At 68.1% G+C, this 21,747-nt stretch carries 20 protein-coding genes; 15 read left to right on the forward strand and 5 right to left on the reverse strand.

Annotated features, from left to right (window positions below; all coding sequences use genetic code 11):
* The 3 genes from A5663_RS14330 to A5663_RS14340 all read left to right on the forward strand — a co-directional run.
* Positions 1-881, forward strand: an 881-nt coding sequence (locus tag A5663_RS14330) for an acyl dehydratase (RefSeq protein ID WP_068150048.1), incomplete at its 5' end; no start/stop codon positions are given.
* Between the two features lie 39 nt (positions 882-920).
* A complete protein-coding gene (locus A5663_RS14335) occupies positions 921-2,048 on the forward strand; it encodes a CoA transferase (protein WP_068150052.1) in 1,128 nt (375 codons plus the stop codon).
* A complete protein-coding gene (locus A5663_RS14340) occupies positions 2,042-3,343 on the forward strand; it encodes an amidohydrolase family protein (RefSeq protein ID WP_068150055.1) in 1,302 nt (433 codons plus the stop codon). The genes A5663_RS14335 and A5663_RS14340 overlap by 7 nt, the downstream gene beginning before the upstream one ends.
* Here the strand turns inward: A5663_RS14340 and A5663_RS14345 are convergent.
* A complete protein-coding gene (locus A5663_RS14345) occupies positions 3,340-4,242 on the reverse strand; it encodes an alpha/beta hydrolase (protein WP_068150058.1) in 903 nt (300 codons plus the stop codon). The genes A5663_RS14340 and A5663_RS14345 overlap by 4 nt on opposite strands.
* Before the next feature lie 88 nt (positions 4,243-4,330).
* Between A5663_RS14345 and A5663_RS14350 the strand changes: the two genes are divergently transcribed.
* The 4 genes from A5663_RS14350 (at position 4,331) to A5663_RS14365 (ending at position 8,418) form a co-directional block, all read left to right on the forward strand.
* Complete coding sequence (locus A5663_RS14350) at positions 4,331-7,066, forward strand: LuxR C-terminal-related transcriptional regulator (RefSeq protein ID WP_255396376.1); 2,736 nt, start codon at positions 4,331-4,333, stop codon at positions 7,064-7,066.
* Between the two features lie 70 nt (positions 7,067-7,136).
* A complete protein-coding gene (locus A5663_RS14355; protein WP_068150060.1) occupies positions 7,137-7,340 on the forward strand; it encodes a ferredoxin in 204 nt (67 codons plus the stop codon).
* A gap of 2 nt (positions 7,341-7,342) precedes the next feature.
* On the forward strand, positions 7,343-7,981 hold the full coding sequence (locus A5663_RS14360; RefSeq protein ID WP_068150063.1) for a metalloregulator ArsR/SmtB family transcription factor: 639 nt from the start codon (positions 7,343-7,345) through the stop codon (positions 7,979-7,981).
* A complete protein-coding gene (locus A5663_RS14365; RefSeq protein ID WP_068150066.1) occupies positions 7,978-8,418 on the forward strand; it encodes a hypothetical protein in 441 nt (146 codons plus the stop codon). Before A5663_RS14360 ends, A5663_RS14365 begins: the two co-directional genes overlap by 4 nt.
* A 6-nt stretch (positions 8,419-8,424) precedes the next feature.
* On the opposite strand, the gene A5663_RS14370 is transcribed toward A5663_RS14365, so the two are convergent.
* Complete coding sequence (locus A5663_RS14370) at positions 8,425-10,587, reverse strand: acyl-CoA dehydrogenase (RefSeq protein WP_068150069.1); 2,163 nt, start codon at positions 10,585-10,587, stop codon at positions 8,425-8,427.
* 176 nt (positions 10,588-10,763) lie between these two features.
* On the opposite strand from A5663_RS14370, the gene A5663_RS14375 reads away from it, so the two are divergent.
* Both A5663_RS14375 and A5663_RS14380 read left to right on the forward strand, forming a co-directional pair.
* Entirely contained in the window at positions 10,764-11,987 is a 1,224-nt protein-coding gene (locus tag A5663_RS14375) for an alpha/beta hydrolase (protein WP_068150071.1), read from the forward strand.
* 30 nt (positions 11,988-12,017) lie between these two features.
* Positions 12,018-13,436 (forward strand): wax ester/triacylglycerol synthase family O-acyltransferase, encoded by a 1,419-nt coding sequence (locus A5663_RS14380; RefSeq protein WP_068150074.1) that lies wholly within the window; start codon positions 12,018-12,020, stop codon positions 13,434-13,436.
* Here A5663_RS14380 and A5663_RS14385 read toward each other — a convergent pair.
* Entirely contained in the window at positions 13,423-14,685 is a 1,263-nt protein-coding gene (locus tag A5663_RS14385) for an alpha/beta hydrolase (RefSeq protein WP_068150076.1), read from the reverse strand. The two genes, A5663_RS14380 and A5663_RS14385, sit on opposite strands and share 14 nt — an antisense overlap.
* Before the next feature lie 41 nt (positions 14,686-14,726).
* A complete protein-coding gene (locus tag A5663_RS14390) occupies positions 14,727-15,536 on the reverse strand; it encodes a lysophospholipid acyltransferase family protein (protein WP_068150079.1) in 810 nt (269 codons plus the stop codon).
* A gap of 109 nt (positions 15,537-15,645) precedes the next feature.
* Here A5663_RS14390 and A5663_RS14395 point away from each other — a divergent pair, with 109 nt between their 5' ends.
* The 5 genes from A5663_RS14395 to A5663_RS14415 all read left to right on the forward strand — a co-directional run bounded on the left by A5663_RS14395 (position 15,646) and on the right by A5663_RS14415 (position 18,910).
* Positions 15,646-16,842: a protein kinase gene (locus tag A5663_RS14395; protein ID WP_068150082.1), complete on the forward strand. Its 1,197-nt coding sequence runs from the start codon at positions 15,646-15,648 to the stop codon at positions 16,840-16,842.
* Between the two features lie 118 nt (positions 16,843-16,960).
* Positions 16,961-17,734: a crotonase/enoyl-CoA hydratase family protein gene (locus A5663_RS14400; protein WP_369816636.1), complete on the forward strand. Its 774-nt coding sequence runs from the start codon at positions 16,961-16,963 to the stop codon at positions 17,732-17,734.
* A 47-nt stretch (positions 17,735-17,781) separates the two neighbouring features.
* Positions 17,782-17,970, forward strand: coding sequence for a hypothetical protein (locus tag A5663_RS14405; protein WP_231976789.1), 189 nt, complete (start codon positions 17,782-17,784; stop codon positions 17,968-17,970).
* Positions 17,971-17,993: 23 nt separating this feature from the next.
* A complete protein-coding gene (locus A5663_RS14410) occupies positions 17,994-18,323 on the forward strand; it encodes a hypothetical protein (RefSeq protein ID WP_068150087.1) in 330 nt (109 codons plus the stop codon).
* A 35-nt stretch (positions 18,324-18,358) separates the two neighbouring features.
* On the forward strand, positions 18,359-18,910 hold the full coding sequence (locus tag A5663_RS14415) for a dihydrofolate reductase family protein (protein ID WP_068150090.1): 552 nt from the start codon (positions 18,359-18,361) through the stop codon (positions 18,908-18,910).
* On the opposite strand, the gene A5663_RS14420 is transcribed toward A5663_RS14415, so the two are convergent.
* Positions 18,879-19,451 carry a TetR/AcrR family transcriptional regulator gene (locus A5663_RS14420; protein ID WP_068150094.1) on the reverse strand — a complete coding sequence of 191 codons (573 nt, stop codon included), beginning with the start codon at positions 19,449-19,451 and terminating at the stop codon, positions 18,879-18,881. The genes A5663_RS14415 and A5663_RS14420 overlap by 32 nt on opposite strands.
* 452 nt (positions 19,452-19,903) lie before the next feature.
* Here A5663_RS14420 and A5663_RS14425 point away from each other — a divergent pair, with 452 nt between their 5' ends.
* Positions 19,904-21,739 (forward strand): acyl-CoA dehydrogenase, encoded by a 1,836-nt coding sequence (locus tag A5663_RS14425; protein WP_068150098.1) that lies wholly within the window; start codon positions 19,904-19,906, stop codon positions 21,737-21,739.
* Positions 21,740-21,747 lie beyond the last annotated feature (8 nt).

The following is a 21,747-nucleotide window of genomic DNA, read 5'->3' on the forward strand; positions in this document are numbered from 1 at the left end:
AGTCGATCGTCGGCGATCGCCTCCGCCTCGCCCTGGACGGTGAGCTCGCGATGGCCGTTACCGGGGCGACCGGCCCGCTGGCACACCCGGCGTTGGTGTGCGATGTGGCGATCGGCCAGACCACGCTGGCCACCCAGCGGGTGAAGGCCAACCTGTTCTACCGCGGGCTGGTTTTTCACCGCTTTCCCGTCATCGGCGACACCCTGTTCACGCGCACCGAAGTGGTGGGCTTGAAGCAGAACTCGACGAAGCCCGGGCGGGCGTCCACCGGCTTGGCGGCCTTGCGGATGACGACGATCGACGAGCTTGGTCGACTGGTGCTCGACTTCTACCGGTGCGCGATGTTGCCGCTGCGCGACGGGGCCGCCGAGACCGGCCATGCCGACGACCTTTCGACGATCGGCGCCGAAACCCTGCCCACACCCGACCCGACCGCGGACTGGGACGCCGCTGCCTACCGCGCCAAGGTCAAGGGCGTCGAATTCGACCCGGGGCTCGGCGGAGCGGTATTGCACAGCAGCGCCGACGTGGTGAGCAGCGCGCCTGAGCTTGCCCGGCTGTCACTCAACATCGCTGCGACACACCATGATCGGCGCGTCAGCGGCCAGCGGCTGGTCTATGGCGGCCACACGATCGGGCTGGCGCTGGCGCAGGCCACCCGGCTGCTGCCCGACCTCGTCACCGTGCTGGGCTGGCAGTCGTGTGACCACACCGGTCCGGTGCACGAAGGGGACACCCTCTACAGCGAACTGCACGTCGAGCGCGCTGAACCGCTGCCCGACGATCGCGGGGGCGTGCTGAGCTTGCGGTCCCTGGTGTACGCCGTCGGCGAACCAAACCGTCAGGTGCTGGACTGGCGGTTCACCGCGCTGCAGTACTGACGGCCGCCCGATTTCGGCGCTCGCGTCGTACGAAGCACAATGGGGACTGTGACGTCGACACCGTTGTCCGTCCCCACCGCCGTGCTCGACCGGGCGCGGCGCGTCGCCGACACCTATGCGACCTTCACCGGCGTCCGGCTCGATGCCGCCGAGCTGATCGGCGGACGGGCGGCGCTGCTGGGCCTCTCGCCGGACGGGCGGCTGTCGGCGGGTGGGGCGACACGGCTCATGCCGAGCCGCGACGGCTGGTGCGCGCTCACGTTGGCCCGGCCCGACGACCTCGACGCCGTACCCGCGCTGCTGGGTGCCGGCCGGGTGGACGATCCGTGGCCAGCCGTGCAGGACTGGGTCGCCGACAGCGAGAGCGCCGAGGTGACTGACCGCGCCCGACTGCTCGGCCTGCCGGTCGCCGCGCTCGCCGAGACACCTGCCGAGCCGCCGCGGGTCTACCCGTTCGGTGCCGCCACCGTCACCCGCAGCCCGGCGGACCTGTTGGTCGCCGATCTTTCCGCGATGTGGGCGGGCCCGCTGTGCGGACACCTGCTGTCGCTCGCGGGTGCGACGGTCGTCAAGGTGGAAAGCGCTGCCCGTCCCGACGGCGCGCGCAGTGGGCCGAAGCCGTTCTTCGACTGGGTCAACGCCGGAAAGCTCTCGTATGAGGCAGATTTCGACGAACCCGCCGAGCTACGAGCACTACTGGCCGCCGCCGACGTGGTGATCGAGTCGTCACGGCCGGCCGCGCTGGCCCGCCGCGGGCTGGCGCCGACGGACGTGCCGCCTCGCGACGGCCGGGTGTGGCTTCGGGTCACCGGCCACGGGACCGACGGTGACCGCGCGAACTGGGTCGCGTTCGGCGACGACGCGGCGGTGTCGGGCGGTCTGGTCTGTGGCGAGAGCGCCGATCCCGTCTTCTGCGGCGATGCGATCGCCGATCCGTTGACCGGTCTCGAGGCGGCGTTGGCCGTCGTGCAGTCGCTGCGCAGCGGCGGCGGCGAGTTGATCGAGACGTCCATGGCCGCGGTGGCCGCGACGTACGCGCAGCTGCCCCTCGAAGACCAATCACAATTCGATGCGACACCGCAACCCATCGCCTCGGCGCCGCCGCTCGGCGCGGACAACGAGGAAGTCGAACGACTGATCACGCAGCGACGGTTCGCGTCTTGCTGATCCAACGGGCCACGCTGCTCGACGGCTCCGTCATGGATATCCGTGTGGCCGACGAGATCACGGCCGTCGAGCAGACCTTGGCGCCCCTGCCGGGTGAGGACGTCTACGACGCCACCGGCCAGACCGTCATCCCGGGGCTGCACGATCACCACGTGCACCTGCGCTCGGCCGCCGCCGCGTTGAAGTCGGTGCGGGTCGGCCCCGCCGAGGTGCGCAACCGGGCGGACTTGGGCCGCGTCCTGGCGACTGCGGACGTCGGAGACGACGGCTGGATCAGGGCGGTGGGGTACCACGAAGCGGCCGCGGGACCGCTCGATCGCGAAGTGCTCGATGAGCTGTCGCCGCGCGTGCCGGTACGAATCCAACACCGCAGCGGTGTGCTGTGGACGTTGAATTCGATCGGCCTGGCTCGCGTCGGGATGGCCGATCATCCCGACGGCCGGGTGCACAGTGCCGATCACTCCTGGTCGGGTACGTTGCAGCGCAGCGTGATCCGGCTGGACGAGGTGAGCCGTCGGCTCAGCCGGTTCGGCGTCACCGGGGTGACCGACGCCACGCCCGACCTGGAGGTCGGCGACATCGTGAAGTTGTTGCGGTCGCATCGCCAGGGCGAGCTGCGGCAGCGGGTGCATTTCCTGGCGCCCGGCAAGCGGATCCTGCATGACACAGATCTCGACCTCGACGGTCTCGTCGAGTGGATCGCCGACCGGCATGAGCAAGGGGTACCGGTCGCCGTGCATTGCGTGACCGCCGCCCAGCTCGTCCTCACGCTGTCCGCCCTGCAGGTCACCGGAACGCACCCGAACGACCGCATCGAACACGCGGCTGTGGTGCCTGACGGCTGTTTGGCCTCGCTCGCCGAGAGTGGGGTGACGGTCGTGACGCAGCCGAACTTCGTCGCCGAGCGTGGCGACCAGTACCTCCAGGACGTACCGGCCGCCGAGCAGCACGAGCTGTGGCGGGTCGACTCACTGATAGGCGCCGGAGTGAAAGTCGCGCTGTCGACCGATATGCCGTTCGGCGCCGACGATCCGTGGGCGGCGATGCGCGCCGCGGTGCGACGCGTCACCGCCGGCGGCAACGTGCTGGGCGCGGGGGAGCGCATCGCGTCGCATACGGCGTTGAGCATGTTCCTCGGACATGCGGACCGGCCGACCGAGGTTCGCACCGTGGCGGCGGGTCAGCCCGGGGATCTCGTCGCCCTTGCCGCCGCGCCTGCGGAGATTCTCGCCGAACTCGATGCGGACATGGTCGCGGCCACCGTGACAGCCGGCGACACCGCGTTCGTTCGCTAGGCCGCGGCGGGCGCCAGCACCCGCTCCAGCATCGCGCACTGACTGTTGAAGAACCGTTGCGACACGGAGGCGTTCGGGACGATGCCGTCGAAACCGTGGAACGCGCCCTTGATGACTTCGACCTCGCAGGGCACCCCGGCGGCCCTGAGACGTTCGGCATAGGCGAGATCCTCGTCGTGGAAGAGATCCAGGTCGCCGACGCCCATCCACGCGGGGGGCAGGCCGGCCAGGTCCTCGCGCCGCCCGGGCACCGCCACCGCGGGGTCGGCGTCGCCGAGATACGCCGACCAGCCGAACTTGTTGCTCGACTGGTTCCACAGGCGATGGCCGGGCTTGTCGAGGCCACGGCGGCTGGAGGTCCGGTCGTCGAGCATCGGATACACCAGTAGCTGCGCGACAAGGGGAATCTCGCCACGGTCGCGAGCCAGCAGCGCCAGCGAGGCCGCCAATCCGCCGCCCGCACTCGCCCCACCGATCGCGACGCGCCCGGAGTCGACGGACGGCAACGTCGCCAGCCACTTCAATGCCGAGTAGCAGTCCTCCACCCCGGCGGGGTAGGGATGCTCGGGTGCCAACCGGTAGTCGACGGAGGCGACGGTGACCCCGAGTCGCCGTGCGTAGCGGCGGCACAGTTGGTGGTCCTGGCCGGGGTGGCCGATGAGGTAACCGCCGCCGTGAATCCATAGCAGGGCAGGGGTTTTCCCGGTCACGCCGGTCGGCCGGTACAGCCACACCCCGACACCCGACGGCAGGGTCAGCGCCTCGACGTGGCGGGGCACCCGCGACCACAGCCGCCGGGTCGCCATCCGGATGATCGGCAGCGTCACAGGCGTGATCACCTGTTTCGGTGCGAGGCGGGCGGCGACCCGCAAGTCAGGATGCAGAGGGTTGGGTGCCATTCGACCAGTATTACGCGACCAACCCGAGGAATGTGGCGACCGGTCCGGTTCCACCACGGCGCCGTTTGCTGGCTGTCATGATGTGGCCGTGGCGGTGGTGAGCCGGTCCGAGGAGATGCGGGTGATCGAGGGCTTGCTCGCGGACGCAGCGCGCCAGCCCGCCGGTCTTCTGCTGGAAGGCGATGCCGGCATCGGGAAGACCACCCTGTGGCTGGAAGCGCTGGACCGGGCCCGCGACGCCGGTTTCCGGGTGATGTCGGCGCGGGCATCCGAAGCCGAGACCAAACTCGCTTACGGCAGCGTGGCGGACCTGCTGTCGAGCGTGGACGCCGCCGCGTTCTCCGGACTGCCGAGTGTGCAACGTGTCGCGCTGGGTCGGGTCCTCATGCACGACGACGGCGGCGGACCGGAGACCGATCAACGGGTGGTGGCGGCCGCGGTGCTGTCGCTCATCGAGATACTCGCGAGGGAGGCACCGGTTCTCGTCGGCGTCGACGACGTCCAGTGGCTCGACAGTTGCAGCCGCGAGGTCCTCGCGTTCGTCGTCCGCCGCTTGCGCGGCGCCGTTGCCGTCATCGTCTCCGAGCGCACGGAGTCGAGCCGGGACGCCGCGGTGCCGTGGCTGCACCTGCCGAGGCCGGACGCGCTGGTTCGGCTTCGGGTCGGTGCGCTGAACCTCGGCGGACTGCACGAGTTGATCATCAGTCGCCTCGGATGTTCGCTTCCACGGCCGACCATCACCCGGATCGCCCAGGTGTCTGCGGGAAATCCGTTCTACGCGTTGGAGATGGCCCGCGCGATCGACAGCGGGCCCGACCTCCCGAGCACACTCGCCGAACTGGTCCGCCTGCGGCTCGCCGATCTGAACGCCGACACCTATGACGCCTTGCTGGCTGCCGCGAGCGTGCCGGATCCGACAGTGGAGCTGCTGGCCCAGGCCACTGAAACAACACCCAGTGCGATGGCCGCGACGCTCGAGGACGCCGAAAACCGCAGCATCGTCGAGATTTCCGGAAACCGCGTCCATTTCACCCATCCGCTTGTCGCCCACGGCGTTTACGTCGGTGCGGATGGACCGCGCCGCAGGCGGATGCACCGGAAACTGGCCGCCGTCGTCAGGGAGCCCGAGGTGAAGGCGCGCCATCTGGCGCTTGCCTCGACACGTAACGATCCCGAGATTTTGAAGGCGTTGGACGAAGCCGCGGACGCCGCACGAGCAAGGGGTGCGCCCAGTGCGGCAGCCGAGCTCGTGGACCTGGCGATCCGGTTGGGCGGCGACACCGCGTCGCGTCGGCTCCGCTCGGCGAGCCACCATTTCCGCGCCGGTGACCATGACACGGCCTACGAAGTGCTCATGCCCGCGATGGCGGATCTGCGGCCTGGCTTGCTGCGTGCTCTCGCCCTCAACCTGCTCGCCGGAATCTACATCTATCGGCGCAGCTTCGCCGAAGCCACCGAGGTGCTCGTCGAGGCCGTGAGCAATTGCGCTGACAACCCGCCGGTGCACGTCCAGACCCTGTTGATGCTGTCGTTCACACAGGCCAATCAGGGCCGATACGACGAGGCTCTGCACAGCGCAGAACAAGCTGCGAAAGACGCTGAGGCGCTTGGGATCAACGTGCTGACCAGTCAGGCGTTGGCCGACTTGCAGGTGGTGAAAGCGCTGAGCGGCGACGGTTTCGACGAAGACGGGCTGAACAGGGCGGTCGAGCTGGAGGACCCGAATTTCGACGCGCCGATCCCGTTCCGCGCCCACTCCGCCGCCGTGCAGGTCTTGGCCTGGGCCGGTCGGCTCGACGAGGCGCATGAGCACGTGTTGGCGTTGCGCCGATCGTGCATCGAGCGTGGTGCGGACAGCGACATGTTGTTCGTCGCGGTGTGGAGCACGTTGATCAACGTCTGGCTCGGCAATTTCCCCGCAGCGAGTGACTCCGCGGACGACGCGATCGAGCGCGCCCAGCAGATCGGCGGTGACCATGGATTGGTCATCGCGCTGACCGTGCGGGGCCTGGTTTCGGCCTATGCCGGTCGCGTCGAGCAGGCGCGGGCCGACGCGCGCGCGGCGATCGAGGCGGCTGAGCGGTTCAACGCACCATTGCTGAGTGATTGGCCGATCATCACGCTGGGTTTCGTCAGTGTTTCGGTTGGCGATGCGGAGCAGGCACTTCGCGATCTCGATCCGCTGCTGTCGGCAACCGACCGACTGCGTTGCACCGAGATCATCAAGGCGGCCTTCATTCCCGACGCCGTGGAAGCGATGGTGACACTGGGCCGTTCGGCGCAGGCCGAGCCGTTGGTCACGGCGCTGGAGCGCAACGGCAGCAAGCTGGACAGGCCATGGATGTTGGCGATCGCCGCGCGGTGTCGCGCGATGATATACGCCGCCGCAGGCGATCTCGCGGCCGCGGAGGACTCGCTGTCACGAGCGATGGCCGAGCATGAGCGGTTGGAGATGCCCTTCGAACGGGCCCGCACCCAGCTGCTGCTGGGGCAGGTGCAGCGGCGTAACCGCCAGAAGCGGTATGCCTCGGAAACTCTCACCGATGCACTACAGACCTTCGAGCGGTTGGGCGCTCCGCTGTGGGCCGACCGCGCCCGCGCGACACTGGATCGGACGAATGTTCCCCGTGGCCGAACGGTCGATCTCACGCCGTCGGAGCAGCGCGTCGCTGAACTGGTGGCCGCGGGAATGATGAATCGTGACATCGCCGCCAAGCTGTTCATCAGTGCGAAGACTGTGGAAGCCAACGTGACTCGGATCTATCGCAAGCTGGGGATCCACTCGCGAGCGGAGTTGGGCCGGTTGATGGGCCAGCGCCAGTAGCCAAGCTTGTTTATACATTCGAACTCGTATAAATTACGTCTATCTTGAGCGCGAGGACCGAGGAGGCATCGTGCGTGTGGTGGTGGACCGCGATCGATGTGAAGGCAATGCGCTGTGCGTCAAGTACGCGCCACAGGTGTTCGAACTCGACGATGACGACTATGCCGTGGTGACAGCCGATCCGGTGCCCGCCGAACTGCGCGAGCACGCCGAGAAGGCGATCGCCGAGTGCCCGCGTGCGGCGCTGTCCCGAGAACCCGGGCCGGACGACTGACGATGCCTGACGCAAGGCGTGACAAGGTGCTGTCGACGCTGCGGGCTGCTGGCATGCCCTTGAGCATCGTCGACGTCGCACAGCGCCTGTCGATCCACCCGAACACCGCGCGCTTCCATCTGGAAGCGCTGGCGAGGCAGGGCCGGGCGGAAGTGATCAAGCCCGAGTTCGCAAAACCGGGCCGTCCGCCCCGGATGTTCCGTGCCCCAACGGGTATGGACCCCCACGGTCCCCGCCACTACCGGATGCTGGCGGCGGTTCTCGCGGACGCGCTCGCCCGTCAGCGTGACCCGCAGGGCCGAGCGGTCGCGGCCGGGCGCGCCTGGGGGGAGAAGCAAGCCGTCGCCTCGGAGACACACGGCGCCCCAGAGCGCGACCCTCTCGACCGCCTCACCGATCTGCTTGCCGATCTCGACTTCGCGCCCGAAACGCGTTCGGAGCGAGGCGAACTCGGGCTGCGGAACTGTCCGTTCCTGGAGCTCGCGGACGGCCGTCGAGACGTGATATGTCCGGTGCACCTCGGTCTCATGCAGGGCGCGCTGGAGGCGTGGGACGCGCCGGTGACCGTGGACGCCTTGGTCCCGTTCGCCGAACCTGATCTCTGTATCGCAACTATCGCACCGAGAAAGAGGGCTTCATGACGGTTGCACACGCGATCGCGATCGCGCTCACCTTCGTCTGGCTGGGCATGGTCACCGCCATCTCGTTCATCGAGGCGCCGCTGAAGTTCCGGGCGCCCGGCGTCTCGATCCAGATCGGGCTCGGCATCGGCCGATTGGTGTTCCGTGCGCTGAACGCGATAGAGGGCGCGCTGGCCGTCATCCTGGTGATCGCCTTCGTGATCGACGGGTTCTCGACAGCGGCCGTCGTTGCGATCGGCATTGCCATCCTCGCGTTGGCGGCCCAACTGGTGGCGGTGCGCCCGGCACTCAACCGGCGTTCTGACGCCGTATTGTCCACGCCGCCTGGCGAAAACACCGCGGGCCACGGCCGGTCCCGCGCGCACTACGGGTATGTCGGCTTGGAGACGGTCAAAGTCGTTGCGCTGCTCGTCGGTGGCATCGCCCTGCTGAGTTGACCGGGGTTATTTCAGCAGCGGATCGCGTGGCAGTCCCAGGATTCGTTCGGCGATCGTGTTGCGCGTGATCTCCGAAGTGCCACCGGCGATCGTCATCGCGCGGTTGCCGAGGTAGGACTGCGTCAGCGTCGGGGTCTGCCCGACGACCGCTGCCGGGCCGGCCAATTCCATTGCCAGTTCCGTCATTCGCTGGCCGGACTCGGCCACCAGCAGCTTGGTGACATTGCCCTCCGGTCCCGGCTCCGAGCCCGCGATCGCGCGCGTCACCCGGCGCAGGTTCAGCAGCCGCAACGTGTGCGTCTCCGCGATGACCTCCCCCGCGCGCCGGACGAACTGTGCGGCGGTTTCGGCGGGTGCACCGTCGAGCAGTTCGACGAGATCTGCTGCGGTGAACCCCGTTGCGCCGCCGGAACCGCGGCCGATCGAGATGCGTTCGTTGCCCAGCGTCGCGCGGGCCACCAGCCAGCCCTTGTTGACGTCGCCGACCACGTCGGCGTCCGGCACGAACACGTCGTCGAAGAAGACCTCGTTGAAGTGCGAGTGCCCGGTCAGCCCGCGAAGCGGGTTCACCGTCACGCCAGGCGCATTCATGTCGATCGCCATCATCGTCACGCCTGCGTGCTTGGGTGCGTCGGGATCGGTGCGGACGGTGGCCAGCCCCCACTGGCACAGATGCGCCAGACTGGTCCACACTTTCTGGCCGGTCACCCGCCAACCGCCGTCGACCTTCTTCGCCGACGTGCGCACCGCCGCGGCGTCCGATCCGGCGCCGGGCTCGGAGAACAGCTGGCACCACATCACCTCGCCGCGCAGTACCGGCTCGACCCAGCGCTCCCTCTGGTCGTCGGTGCCGGCCTGGGCGATCGTCAGGGTGACCCAGCCGGTGATGCCCATGTCGGGCCGTTCGACGTCCCTGAACTCCTCCTCGATCACCAACTGTTCGAGCACTTCTGCGGCGCGGCCCCACGGCTTCGGCCAGTGCGGCACGAGATAGCCGGAGTCGACGAGGAAGTCGCGCTGCTGCTCGGTCGGCAGCGCGCGGAGGCTGGCGACGGCTTCACGAGCCTGTGCCCGGAAACGTTCGGCCTCAGGCGGCAGCGCGAACGAGGCGCCGTGCGCCTGCCCGTCACGCTGAGCGGCCACGATGTCGGCAAGGGGATCACCGGCCTCGGCCATCAACGCTGCGAGCGTGCGCGCGCGGCGCAGGTAAAGATGTGCGTCGTGCTCCCAGGTGAACCCGATGCCGCCGTGCAGCTGAATGTTGTTCTGCGCGTTGAAGATCACCGTGCGGATCGCATGTGATGCGGCGACCGCCGCGGCGAACCACGCGCTGTCCAGGTCGTCGGCACGGGCGGCGTCCCAGGTGGCGGCGGTCGTCTCTTCGGCGTTGACGAGCATGTTCGCCGCGTGGTGCTTGACCGCCTGGAAGGTGCCGATCGTGCGGCCGAACTGCTCTCGCACCTTGGCGTACTCGACCGCCATCTCCATACTCGCCCAACTGACACCGACCGCTTCAGCGGATGTCAGGATCCGAAACACCGTGCGTGCCTTGCGGGCAGCGCCGCGCAGCACCCTGTCTTCGGGTACCGCCACGCCGGTCAGAGTGACCTTGCCCAGGCTACGCGTCGTGTCCATCGACTCCAGTGCGGCGACGGTGACACTGCCCGTGTCGACCACCACGACGTCGTCGCCGGCGACGATGACGAGCAGTTCGGCATCCGGCGCACCGAGCACCGCTGAACACTCACCGTTGACCGTCAAGTCGGAGTCGACGCTCACATCGCCCGACACCGCGAGCGCGGCGACCGTACTGCCGTCCGCCAACCCCGGAAGCAGTTCGGCTCGAACCGAATCGGGCGCGCAACGGTCGATCACGACGGCCGCTGCCACGGTGGGCAGGAACGGGCCGGGGCACAGTTCGTGGCCTTGGGCCTCCAGCACCACCGCGAGTTCGGCGAGGCCGAAGCCGGACCCGCCGTGCTCCTCGGCAATCGCCAGCCCGGGCCAGCCCAGATCGGCCGCCGCCGACCAGATCTGCGGCGGATGTGCGGGTTCGCCCTCGAGGGTGGCGCGGGCCGCTGCGCGGCTCTTGACCCGGTTGAGCTGGCCGAACGTGGAATCGGCCAGGTCGATGTGCTCTTCGGTGATGGCCAGGGCTGACTTGCTCACGGTGGAAGTCCTCATTCGATGTCGACGGTCGTCGAGCCACGCTAGCCGGAATGCGCAGGTCACGGTATAGGTCGGAGCATCGGCCACGGCCGTCACAGATCGGCCGGCAAATGTCACGCGTAGACACTTGCCCGATGTTGTCCTCTCCCGCGGAGGCGCGGGGGTACTCTCGCGCAATGGCCCAACGACCGGAGCCCCGGTACCCCGGACCGACCTTGTTCACGCGTGCGCGGTGGTTCCTCAACGCCGGACCGTCGGACTACCTCCTGGCGATGAGTGTGGCTTCCGCATCGTTGCCGGTCATCGGTAAGCACCTCGAGCCGCTCGGCGCTGCGACAGCGGCCGGAGTGTGGGGCTCCCGCCATCTGCCCGACTTCCTCAGCGCGACGGCGAAGTCCCTGTTCAGCCCGCGCAACACCGAGCTCAAGCGTTCTGAGCGCAACTGCACCAACGCCGTCACCGAGGCTGCGCTGCGCGGCGTCGTCAACGCCAAGGACCTCGCGATCGACTGGCCCGCGCCGCAGTCGGCGCCCCCGCTGTGGAACTTCCGCGAGCATCGCCGCAGCGTGTACCGCAGCTCGGTGCGCTACGGCCCGCGGCCGTCCCAGCTGCTCGACGTCTGGCGGCTCGAAGAGCTGCCGGCCGAGCCCGCGCCGGTGCTGATTTTCCTGCCCGGTGGCGCCTGGGTACACGGCAGCCGGATGCTGCAGGGCTATGCCCTGATGAGCCACCTGGCCCAGAAGGGCTGGGTGTGCCTGTCCATCGACTACCGGGTCGCTCCGCACCACCCGTGGCCGGCGCACATCAGCGACGTCAAGACCGCGATCGCGTGGGCGCGCGCCAACGTCGACAAGTTCGGCGGCGACCGTAGTTTCGTCGCGGTGGCGGGCGCATCGGCCGGCGGTCACCTGGCGGCTCTCGCCGGCCTGACGCCCAATGATCCGGAGCTGCAGGCCGAGCTGCCGGAGGACTCGGACACCTCTGTCGACGCGGTCATCCCGATCTACGGCCGCTACGACTGGGAGGATCGCTCGACGGTCGAGCGGGTGCGCTTCGTCGACTTCCTCGAACGTGTGGTGGTCAGACGCAAGCTCGCCGATCACCCCGACGTGTTCCGCAAGGCGTCACCGATCGCGCGTGTGCACCGCGACGCGCCACCGTTCCTGGTCGTGCACGGCACGGGCGACAGCGTCATTCCGGTCGCACAGGCTCGCGCGTTCGTCGAGCGGTTGCGCGGGGTGTCCCGGTCGGCGGTCAGCTACGTCGAACTGCCCGGCGCGGGTCACGCGTTCGACATGACCGACGGGGCCAGGACCGGTTCGATCGCCACGGCAATCGGCCTGTTCCTCAACCAGATTCATCGAAACCGGTCGCTGATCGGCGCCAAAGAGGTTATATAGGCACCTCCGGACACGGGGGGTGGCGAAGAAGTGAAGAGGCTCAGCGGCTGGGATGCCGTGCTGCTGTACAGCGAGACGCCGGCTGTGCACATGCACACGCTCAAACTGGCGGTCATCGACCTGTCCGAACTGGGCGACCGGGAGTTCGGCATCGAACAGTTCCGCGAGGTCATCCACGGGCGGCTCTACAAGCTGGACCCCTTCCGCTACGAACTGATCGACATCCCGTTCAAGTTCCACCACCCGATGTGGCGGGAGAACTGCGAGGTCGACCTCGAGTACCACGTGCGTCCCTACCGGGTCGACAGTCCGGGCGGGCGTCGGCAACTCGACGAGGCCGTCGGCCGCATCGCCAGCACGCCGCTGGACCGGAGCAGGCCGCTGTGGGAGATGTACCTCATCGAGGGCCTGGCCAACGGCCGGATCGCGGTGTTGGGCAAGATTCACCACGCCCTCGCCGACGGCGTGGCCTCTGCCAACCTGCTCGCCCGCGGCATGGACCTCCAGACCGGTCCGCAGGCCGACCGCGACTCGTATGCCACCGACCCCGCGCCGGGCCGGGCGGAGTTGGTGCGGACGGCGTTCGCCGACCACATGCGCCAGATCGGGCGGTTGCCGGGGGTCATGCGCTACACGGCGCAGGGCGTCCAGCGGGTGCGCAAGAGCTCCAAGAAGTTCTCGTCCGAACTCACCAGGCCGTTCACGCCGCCGCCGTCGTTCATGAACCACCGCGTGGACGCGCAGCGCAAGTTCGCTACTGCCACGTTGGCGCTCGCCGACGTCAAGGAGACCGCGAAACACCTGGGCGTCACGATCAACGACATGGTGCTCGCGATCTCCGCCGGCGCGCTGCGGGAGCTGTCGCTGAAGTACGACGGGCATGCCGATCACCCGCTGTTGGCTTCCGTCCCAGTGAGTTTCGACTTCTCGCCGGACCGTATCTCGGGCAACTACTTCACCGGCGTCATGATGGTCGTGCCCATCCAGCTCGACGACCCCCTGGAGCGGGTGCGCGCCGTCCACGAGGCCGCGACCGACGCCAAGGACACCCACCACCTGATGGGGCCGGAACTCGTGAGCCGGTGGTCCTCGTATTTCCCTCCGGCGCCGGCAGAGCGGTTGTTCCACCGGCTCGCCGAAAAGGACGGCCAGAACAAGATTTTGAACCTGCCGATCTCCAACGTGCCCGGCCCGCGTCAGCCTGGCCGGGTCGGCGGCGCACTGGTGACGGAGATCTACTCCGTCGGGCCGCTCACCACGGGCAGCGGGTTGAACATCACGGTGTGGAGCTACGTCGACCAGCTCAACATCTCGGTGCTGTCCGACGGCGCCACACTGGAAGACCCACACGAACTGACCGACGCGATGATCGATGCGTTCGTCGAAATCCGCCGCGCCGCAGGGCTTTCCACTGAGCTGACGGTGATCGAGACCGCTATGGCCCAGTGACGGCCGGCTTCTGCTGCTTCACGTGCACCCACGACAGGAACTTCTCGACCGCCTGCGCGGTGTAGTGCGCCCGCGGTGATCCGTAGTAGAAGTCGAAGGCGTGCTGGGCATGCGGGATCTCGGCGTAGGCGACCGTCGACTTCGACACCTTGCGCAGCGCCTCGGCGAAGTCGCGTCCCTCCTGCACCGGGATGATCGAGTCGTCCTGACCGTGGAGCACGAAAAACGGTGGCGCGTCAGGGCGTAACCGCATGATCGACGACGCGTCGACGAAGGTCTGCCTGTGCTCGGCGATCCGCTTCTTCACCACGAACTTCTGCAGGAACCCGATGAACTCCTTGCGGCCCGATCCGGTCGCGGACACCCAGTCGTAGCGGCCGTAGATCGGCACCGCCGCGACCACCGAGGTGTCGGCGTCTTCGAAACCCGGTTGCCACTGCGGGTCGTTCGGTGTCAGCGCGGCCAACGACGACAGATGCCCACCCGCCGACCCACCGGAGATCGCGACGAAGTCCGGGTCACCGCCGTAGTCGGCGATGTTTTCCTTGATCCAGGCCAGCGCACGTTTCACGTCGACGATGTGCGCGGGCCAGGCATGCCGCGGGCTGACCCGATAGTCGATCGAGACACAGACCCATCCGCGGTCGGCCATGTGGGCCAGCAGCGGGTAAGCCTGGGGCCGGCGCATGCCGATGGCCCACGCGCCACCGGGCACTTGCAGCAGCACCGGGGCCTTGCCGTCGCGGGGCAGGTCGGCGCGACGCCAGATGTCGGCACGGTTCACCCAGCGGTGCGGCCCGTACTGCACGGTGCTGGTCTTGCCGACATACCGCCGACGGATCAACTCGTGGGGCCAGAGGCCGACCTTCGTGCGTCGCCGCCGGGCTGGCTGCGACTGGTTCGCGATGCCCTCGTAGTCCTCGCCGAGCGCCTCGCGCAGCGGCTCTTCGAAGTATGGCTGCGAGGCGACATTGCGCCGGTGGATCAGCCACAGCAGTCCCCACGCTATTGCCGTCAGCAGCAACGCTGTTCGGCCACGCGTGCCGCGGAAGTCCCCGCGCACCCCACGGCGCACGGCGTCGAGCATCGACACCGCCATGTACACCGGCGACATCTCGGTCGTGGCCCATCCGAAGGCGAACACCGGCAGCGTGATGTAACCCTCGCGGCCGAGCGGCTGCACGCCGTTGGCGGCGTTGACGAGTTCTGCGGTCGCGCGAATCAGCGGGTAGGGGCGTCTGATCTTCATCGCGCTCCGGCATAGCCGCAGCAGCGACGTCCGAAACACCGCTAGCCCAGCACCGGGAGCCGACGCTCGGTGGCCAGCTCGTCGAGCGCGCGCTGCATGACATGGCGCACGTGCGCGTCGACCTCGTCGACGTCGGGGTCTTCGCCGAACTGCGCCACGATGTCGATCGGCTCGAGCACCTGCATGACGATCTTCGACGGCAGCGGAATGTTGGGCGGAACAACCAGCGACAGGCCGAACGGGAAGCCGAAGGAGATCGGCACGATCTTCGCGCGGGCCATGCGGGCGATCGGGCCCAGGCGCTTGGCCAGCCACGTCCCCCGCGACAGGAAGATCTGGGTCTCCTGGCCGCCGATTCCCACGGTGGGCACGATCGGGACGCCGGCGTTCAGCGCGGCTTTCACATAACCGGTGCGCCCGCCGAAGTCGATCACGTTCTCCGAGAACGTCGGCCGGTACACGTCGTAGTCGCCACCCGGAAACACCACGACCAGGCCGCCGGACCGCAGCGCCTCGTCGGCGTTGCGGTGGTTGGCGCTGATGTAGCCGATCTTGCGGAAGAACTCGCCCGTCGGGCCCACCATCAGCATGTCGTGGCTGAGCGTGTACAGCGGACGGTCATACCCATGGTGTTCGTAGAAGTCCGCGGCGAGGATCGGCACGTCCATCGGCAGCATGCCGCCGGAATGGTTGGATACCACCAGTGCTCCGCCGGCCGGCAGGTGCTCCAGGCCGCGCACCTCGGAACGGAAGTAGCGTTTGAGGAAAGGCCTGGTGACGGCGAAGAAGCGCTCGGTCAGCCCGGGATCCCACTTGGCGAGCTGCGACGGTTCGGTGTCGGCAGTGGCCATCGGATCTCCTCCGGTTGAAAACTGAAACGTGTTCTAGTTTAGCCGACTGCCGCTGTGCTGGACAAATGGTGCAAGTTTGCCTGCGGACGGGTACGGCTACCTTATCGGCATGGACGGCCGCGATCTCCTTGCGGACCGCTACGAACTGCGAGGTCTGCTCGGTCGCGGCGGCATGGCCGAGGTCCACGACGGATGGGACACGCGCTTGGACCGTCCCGTGGCGGTCAAGGTGCTCTACGAGGCGTTCACCGCCGACGCCGACATGCGGCGCCGGTTCGAGGACGAGGCCCGCGCCGCCGCGGCGCTCAACCACCCCAACATCGTGTCGGTGCACGACTGCGGCGAGCACGACGGCGCGCCGTTCATCGTGATGGAGCGCCTTCCCGGGCGGACGCTGCACGACGACATCGCGATGGGGCCGATGCCGCCGGCACGGGTCCGCGCGATGCTTAACGACGTTCTCGGCGCGCTCGCGTGCGCGCATGCGGCGGGCATCGTGCACCGCGACATCAAACCCGGCAACGTGCTGATCGCCCCGGCCAGCGGCGCGATGAAGGTGGCCGACTTCGGGATCGCCAAGACCGCGGGCGCAGCGCTCACGGCGACCGGTCAGATCGTCGGCACCATGGCCTACATGAGCCCCGAGCGGGTCGCCGGCGCGCCGGCGTCGACTGCCGACGACCTCTACGCGGTGGGCGTGATGGGCTACGAGGCGCTGACCGGGCGGCGGCCGTTCCCCCAGGAGAACCCGGCGGCGCTGCTGCGCGCGATCCTCGACGTCCCGCCGCCGCCGATCGGCGTCGTGCGCCCGGACATCGACCCGGTACTGGCAGCGGTGATCGACCGCGCGATGGCTCGCGACCCGAATCAGCGCTTCGGCAGCGCAGCGCAGATGGGTGCGGCATTGGCCGGCGCGCCGGCCGTCACGCCGCCGCCACGGCCGGCGACGAAGGTGATGGCACCGCCGGTGCCTCCGTCCGCGCACTACTCCGCGCACCATGACGTTGCACCCGCCCCGCGGCAACGCCGCCCGATGTCCCGGGAACGCAAGCTGTTGCTGGCCGCTGCGGCGTTCGTCGGGCTGGTCGTCGCGATACTCGCGCTGGCGCTCGACCCGTCGTCGACCACTACGGCGCCCGAGCCGATCAGCACCAGCACCTCCGTGCCGCCGCCCCCGCCGCCTCCCCCGTCAGTCTCGCCGGCGCCGCCGGTGTCGACGGCGGTTCCGGTGGTCGAGGCACCCGACAATCCCAAGAAGGGCGGCCCTGGTAAAGGCAATGGCAACGGGAAGGGAAAGAAGGACTGACACCCGGCCCGGTTGTGCATCTGGCGACGAACCCGGCCGGAAATCGTCGTCATATTCACAAATGAAGACGAACGAACGCTGGTTTCCGACCTGGCAGCCGACCGTTACGATCACCCGCGTGAGTGACAACACCGAACCAGTCGTCCTGGTCGAGCAGCGCGACCGCATTCTCATCATCACCATCAACCGGCCGCAGGCCAAGAACGCGGTGAACGCCGACGTCAGCCACGGTCTCGCCGAGGCCATGGATCGGCTCGACGACGACGCCGGCCTGTCCGTGGGCATCCTGACCGGCGCCGGCGGCTCGTTCAGCGCGGGCATGGACCTCAAGGCGTTCGCGCGCGGCGAGAACGTCGCGATCAAGGGTCGCGGAATGGGCTTCACCGAGCGTCCGCCCGCCAAGCCGTTGATCGCGGCCGTCGAGGGCTACTGCCTGGCCGGCGGCTGCGAGTTGGCACTGGCCACTGATCTGATCGTGGCGTCGAAGGAGTCCGCGTTCGGTATCCCCGAGGTCAAGCGCGGCCTGGTGGCCGGTGGCGGCGGCCTGTTGCGGTTGCCGCAGCGGATCCCGTACGGCCTTGCGATGGAGCTCGCGCTGACCGGCGAGAGCCTGTCCGCTCAGCGCGCCCACGACCTCGGGCTGGTCAACGTGCTCGCCGAACCCGGTCAGGCGCTGGAGGCGGCGATCGCGTTCGCTGAGAAGATCACGGCGAACGGTCCGCTCGCGGTGGCCGCGACCAAGCGAATCATCGTCGAATCGCGCGACTGGAACTCGCAGGAGATGTGGAAGAAGCAGGTCGAGATCTTCGGGCCCGTCTTCATGTCGAACGATGCCAAGGAAGGCGCGATCGCGTTCGCCGAGAAGCGGGCGCCGAAGTGGACCGGCACCTGACGGGGTTTCGATAACCGCGTCCTGGGCAACCGTTAGGCGTGGAAACGTTGACCCGGTTGAGGCACGCGCAGAAGCGAATCTTTAAGGCGCAGCGACGATTGGTGGTGGCGCAGGCGCTGTTCTGGCCCACCGTCGTGCTGGCGTCGACGGGAGCGGTCGCGGCCGCGGTGATGCGGTATCGCGGTCGGGAGACCGAGAATCTGCCGACGCCGGTCGACGGCTTGCCTCATCTGTGACCCCTCGCGAAAAGAGACAGCGCATGGCGCATGACTTGCCGATAGCCGATTACGACCAGTTGCCCATCACCGAGTTGCGGCACCGGATTCGCGCGCTCGACGAACCGCAGTTGCGGGCGGTGTTCGAGCACGAGACCGAGCACGGCAACCGCATCCCGGTCCTCGAGGTGCTCAACGCGCGACTCCGAGAGCTCACGCATGGTGCCGAGCCGTCACCCGGTGACCCGAGCAAGACGCCGGAGGTGAGCGGAGCCTCGGGCGGTTCACCCGTTCAGGAGTCGACGGCCGCGCAGGGCACCACACCGTTGCGCCACGGCGTCGCCTACCAGACACCGGCACGCGGCAAGCCCTGAGGCGCGTGACGCGAGAACGTTGAGGGACAACAGGTTTGGCCACTGTCTACTACACCGCATCCAGCTTGGACGGCTACATCGTCGATGACAGCGGCAGCTTGGACTGGCTGATCTCCCGCGACATCGATCAGGGCGGACCGTTCAACTACAACGAGTTCATCGCGACGATCGGCGCCGTCGTGATGGGTTCGGCGACCTACGAATGGATCGCGCGAAACCATCCGGGCGAGTGGATGTACGAGCAGCCCTCGTGGGTCATGACGCGCCGGCCGCACATTGTCGTACAGCGACATCCGGTGCAGCCCTTCGCCGGCGACGCCGCCGAGCTACACCCACAGATGGTTTCAGCCGCAGCGGGAAAGGACGTCTGGGTGGTCGGCGGAGGTGATGTCGCCGGCCAGTTCGTGTCGGCGGGACTGATCGACGAGATGATCGTCAGTTACGCCCCCTGTTCACTCGGCGCAGGCTCGCCGGTCTTGCCGGTCCGTTCGGAATGGTCGCTGGTCGACGCGGCGGTCAACCGGGAGTTCGTCTGCGCGCGCTGGCGGGCAGCTGCTACTTCCGGTCCGGAACCCCGTACCGGTTGATGAAATCCCTTGACCTGACCAGGAACTCGACCTGCTGAGCCACCTCGCGCAGCGGATCGACGGTGCGGGTGGAACGGCACAGCACGACCGCGCCCTCCAGCGCGGCGATGCACGTGATCGCCAGGGAGGCCGCGTCGGATTCGTCGAAGCCGTCGGAGACGAACGCGCGGGTCAGCGCATCGCGCCAGTGGCCGAAAATGCTGCCGGCCACAGTCGTCAACCGGGGTTCATCCTCGGCCGACCCGATCGCGGCCGCCACGACCGGACAGCCCGCGGTGAAATCGCTTTCGACGAGCAGCTCTTCCCAGAAGGCCACGAATTCGCGGACCAGGTACATGCCGCCCCTGGCGGCCGCGTCGTCGATGACCTCGGTGATCTTCTCGCCCGCGTATTGCAGCGCCTCGGTCAGGATCTGGTTGCGTCCCGCGGGGAAGTGGTAGTAGACCGACCCGCGCGGTGCGCCGCTGCGCGCCAGCACCTCGTCGATGGTGACGCCCGCGGCACCGCGTTCGCGCATCACTTCCGCCGCGCTGACGAGCATCTTGGTGCGCGTCGAACCTCGTCTGTTGGGGGTCTTGGCCGCTGAAGACAGGGCAACCTCCGAAAGCGGTCAGGCCGCTCGGGCGCGGCGCGTCAGCGCCGACCGCCAAGCAAAGGCACGTGGGTTGAGCCGGAGGACGGGCCGGCGACGGTCATGGGCGCTGTGCGTGAAGCGGTGTCCCGCGAAGTTGAGCTCAATGTCCCACATCGGACACCTCCCTGCTTATGACGATCAGCATAGAACCGGCAACACACACGAACAACATTTGTATTCCACATCACAGCCAAGGCTCGATAAGCCGAGGTCGATGAGGACAATGGCGTCGGCCCGCGCACCAGATTATGTTCATGACAATAATTCGGAAGCCGGTCGGTCTCTCGGCGTGAAGTGCAGGTCGCGGCCTCGCCCGACGGCTACGCTCGGGCTCGACGCCGACCAGGAGGGCGCTCAGCATGAGCCATTACAGAAGCAACGTCCGCGATCTGGAATTCAACCTCTTCGAGATGCTGAACCTCGACAAGGCGCTGGCGACGGGTGCGTTCGGCGAGCTCGACGGCGAGTCGGTGCGCCAGATGCTCGACGAGGCGGCCCGCCAAGCCGAGGGGCCGGTGGCGGAGTCGTTCGCCGAATCCGACCGACACCCGCCGACGTTCGACCCGGCCACCCACGCGGTGACCCTGCCGGAGCCGTTCAAGAAGGCGTTCCGGGCCTACCACCAGGGCGAGTGGTTCCGTGTCGGGATCGCCGAGGACATCGGCGGAGTGCCTGCCCCCGCGATGGTGGAGTGGGCGATCAACGAATTCGTGCTGGGTGCACAGCCGGCGGCGTTCATCTACCACGCCGGATCGACGATGGCCGACATCATCAACAGCATCGGCAACGAAGAGCAGCGCCGTTGGGCCGCGCTGATGATGGAGCGCAACTGGGCCGCGACGATGGTGCTCACCGAACCCGACGCGGGATCCGACGTCGGTGCCGGGCGCACCAAAGCCGTCCAGCAGCCCGACGGGACATGGCATCTCGACGGGGTCAAGCGGTTCATCACCAACGGCGACACCGACGACCTGTTCGAGAACATCATGCACCTGGTGCTCGCCCGGCCCGAAGGCGCCGGACCGGGCACCAAGGGGCTGAGCCTGTTCATCGTGCCGAAGTACCACTTCGACCCCGAGACAGGCGAACCCGGTGAACGCAACGGAGTTTTCGTCACCGGCCTCGAGCACAAGATGGGGTTGAAGGTGTCGGCGACGTGCGAGCTGACGTTCGGTCAGCACGGGGTGCCGGCGGTCGGATGGCTGGTCAACGACACCCACAACGGCATCGCCCAGATGTTCAAGGTCATCGAGTATGCCCGAATGATGGTGGGCACCAAGGCGATTGCCACGCTGTCGACCGGCTATCTCAACGCGCTGGACTACGCCAAGACGCGCGTGCAGGGCGCTGACATGACCCAGATGACCGACAAGAACGCGCCGCGGGTGACGATCCTGCACCACCCCGATGTGCGCCGGGCGCTGCTTACGCAGAAGTCCTATGCCGAAGGGTTGCGGGCGCTCTACCTGTACACCGCGGCCCACCAGGACGCGGTCGTCGCGCAGCTGGTTTCGGGCGCCGACGCCGAGATGGCCGGCCGGGTCAACGACCTGCTGCTGCCGATCGTCAAAGGCGTCGGTTCAGAGCGGGCATACCAGTGTCTGACGGAATCACTGCAGACGCTGGGCGGTTCGGGTTTCCTGCAGGACTACCCGATCGAGCAGTACATCCGCGACGCCAAGATCGACTCCCTCTACGAGGGCACCACCGCGATCCAGGCGCAGGACTTCTTCTTCCGCAAGATCGCCCGCGACCAGGGCGCGGCGCTGACGCACGTCGCCGGCCAGATCCAGCAGTTCCTCGCCAGCGACACCCCGCGTCCAGAGCTCGCCGACAGCCGAGCGCTGCTGGCCACCGCGTTGCAGGACGTGCAGGCCATGGTGGCCACGCTGACCGGGTACCTGCTTGCCGCGCAGGAGAATCCGCGCGAGTTGTACCGCATCGGCCTGGAGTCGGTGCCGTTCCTGCTCGCGGTCGGCGACCTGTTCATCGGCTGGCTGTTGGTGCACCAAGCCGAGACCGCGCTGGCCGCGCTCGACGGCGACGCACCGGAGAGCGACCGCGCGTTCTACACCGGCAAGGTCGCCGCCGCGGACTTCTTCGCCAAGAACATGCTGCCGCGGTTGACCGCTCAGCGCGGGATCGTCGAGAGCGTCGGCCTCGAGGTGATGGAAGTCCCCGAAGCCGCCTTCTGACTTTCGGG

It is taken from the genome of Mycobacterium sp. E740 (assembly GCF_001672895.1).
Classification (GTDB): domain Bacteria; phylum Actinomycetota; class Actinomycetes; order Mycobacteriales; family Mycobacteriaceae; genus Mycobacterium.

Excerpts from the sequence above, each read along its gene's own strand:
- A5663_RS14375 (WP_068150071.1), top strand. The coding sequence starts at position 10,764 with ATGGCCCAACGACCGGAGCCCCGGTACCCCGGACCGACCTTGTTCACG.
- A5663_RS14365 (WP_068150066.1), top strand. The coding sequence starts at position 7,978 with ATGACGGTTGCACACGCGATCGCGATCGCGCTCACCTTCGTCTGGCTG.
- A5663_RS14360 (WP_068150063.1), top strand. The coding sequence starts at position 7,343 with ATGCCTGACGCAAGGCGTGACAAGGTGCTGTCGACGCTGCGGGCTGCT.
- A5663_RS14345 (WP_068150058.1), bottom strand. The coding sequence starts at position 4,242 with ATGGCACCCAACCCTCTGCATCCTGACTTGCGGGTCGCCGCCCGCCTC.
- A5663_RS14385 (WP_068150076.1), bottom strand. The coding sequence starts at position 14,685 with ATGAAGATCAGACGCCCCTACCCGCTGATTCGCGCGACCGCAGAACTC.
- A5663_RS14410 (WP_068150087.1), top strand. The coding sequence starts at position 17,994 with ATGGCGCATGACTTGCCGATAGCCGATTACGACCAGTTGCCCATCACC.
- A5663_RS14395 (WP_068150082.1), top strand. The coding sequence starts at position 15,646 with ATGGACGGCCGCGATCTCCTTGCGGACCGCTACGAACTGCGAGGTCTG.
- A5663_RS14425 (WP_068150098.1), top strand. The coding sequence starts at position 19,904 with ATGAGCCATTACAGAAGCAACGTCCGCGATCTGGAATTCAACCTCTTC.
- A5663_RS14390 (WP_068150079.1), bottom strand. The coding sequence starts at position 15,536 with ATGGCCACTGCCGACACCGAACCGTCGCAGCTCGCCAAGTGGGATCCC.
- A5663_RS14420 (WP_068150094.1), bottom strand. The coding sequence starts at position 19,451 with ATGCTCGTCAGCGCGGCGGAAGTGATGCGCGAACGCGGTGCCGCGGGC.
- A5663_RS14335 (WP_068150052.1), top strand. The coding sequence starts at position 921 with ATGGGGACTGTGACGTCGACACCGTTGTCCGTCCCCACCGCCGTGCTC.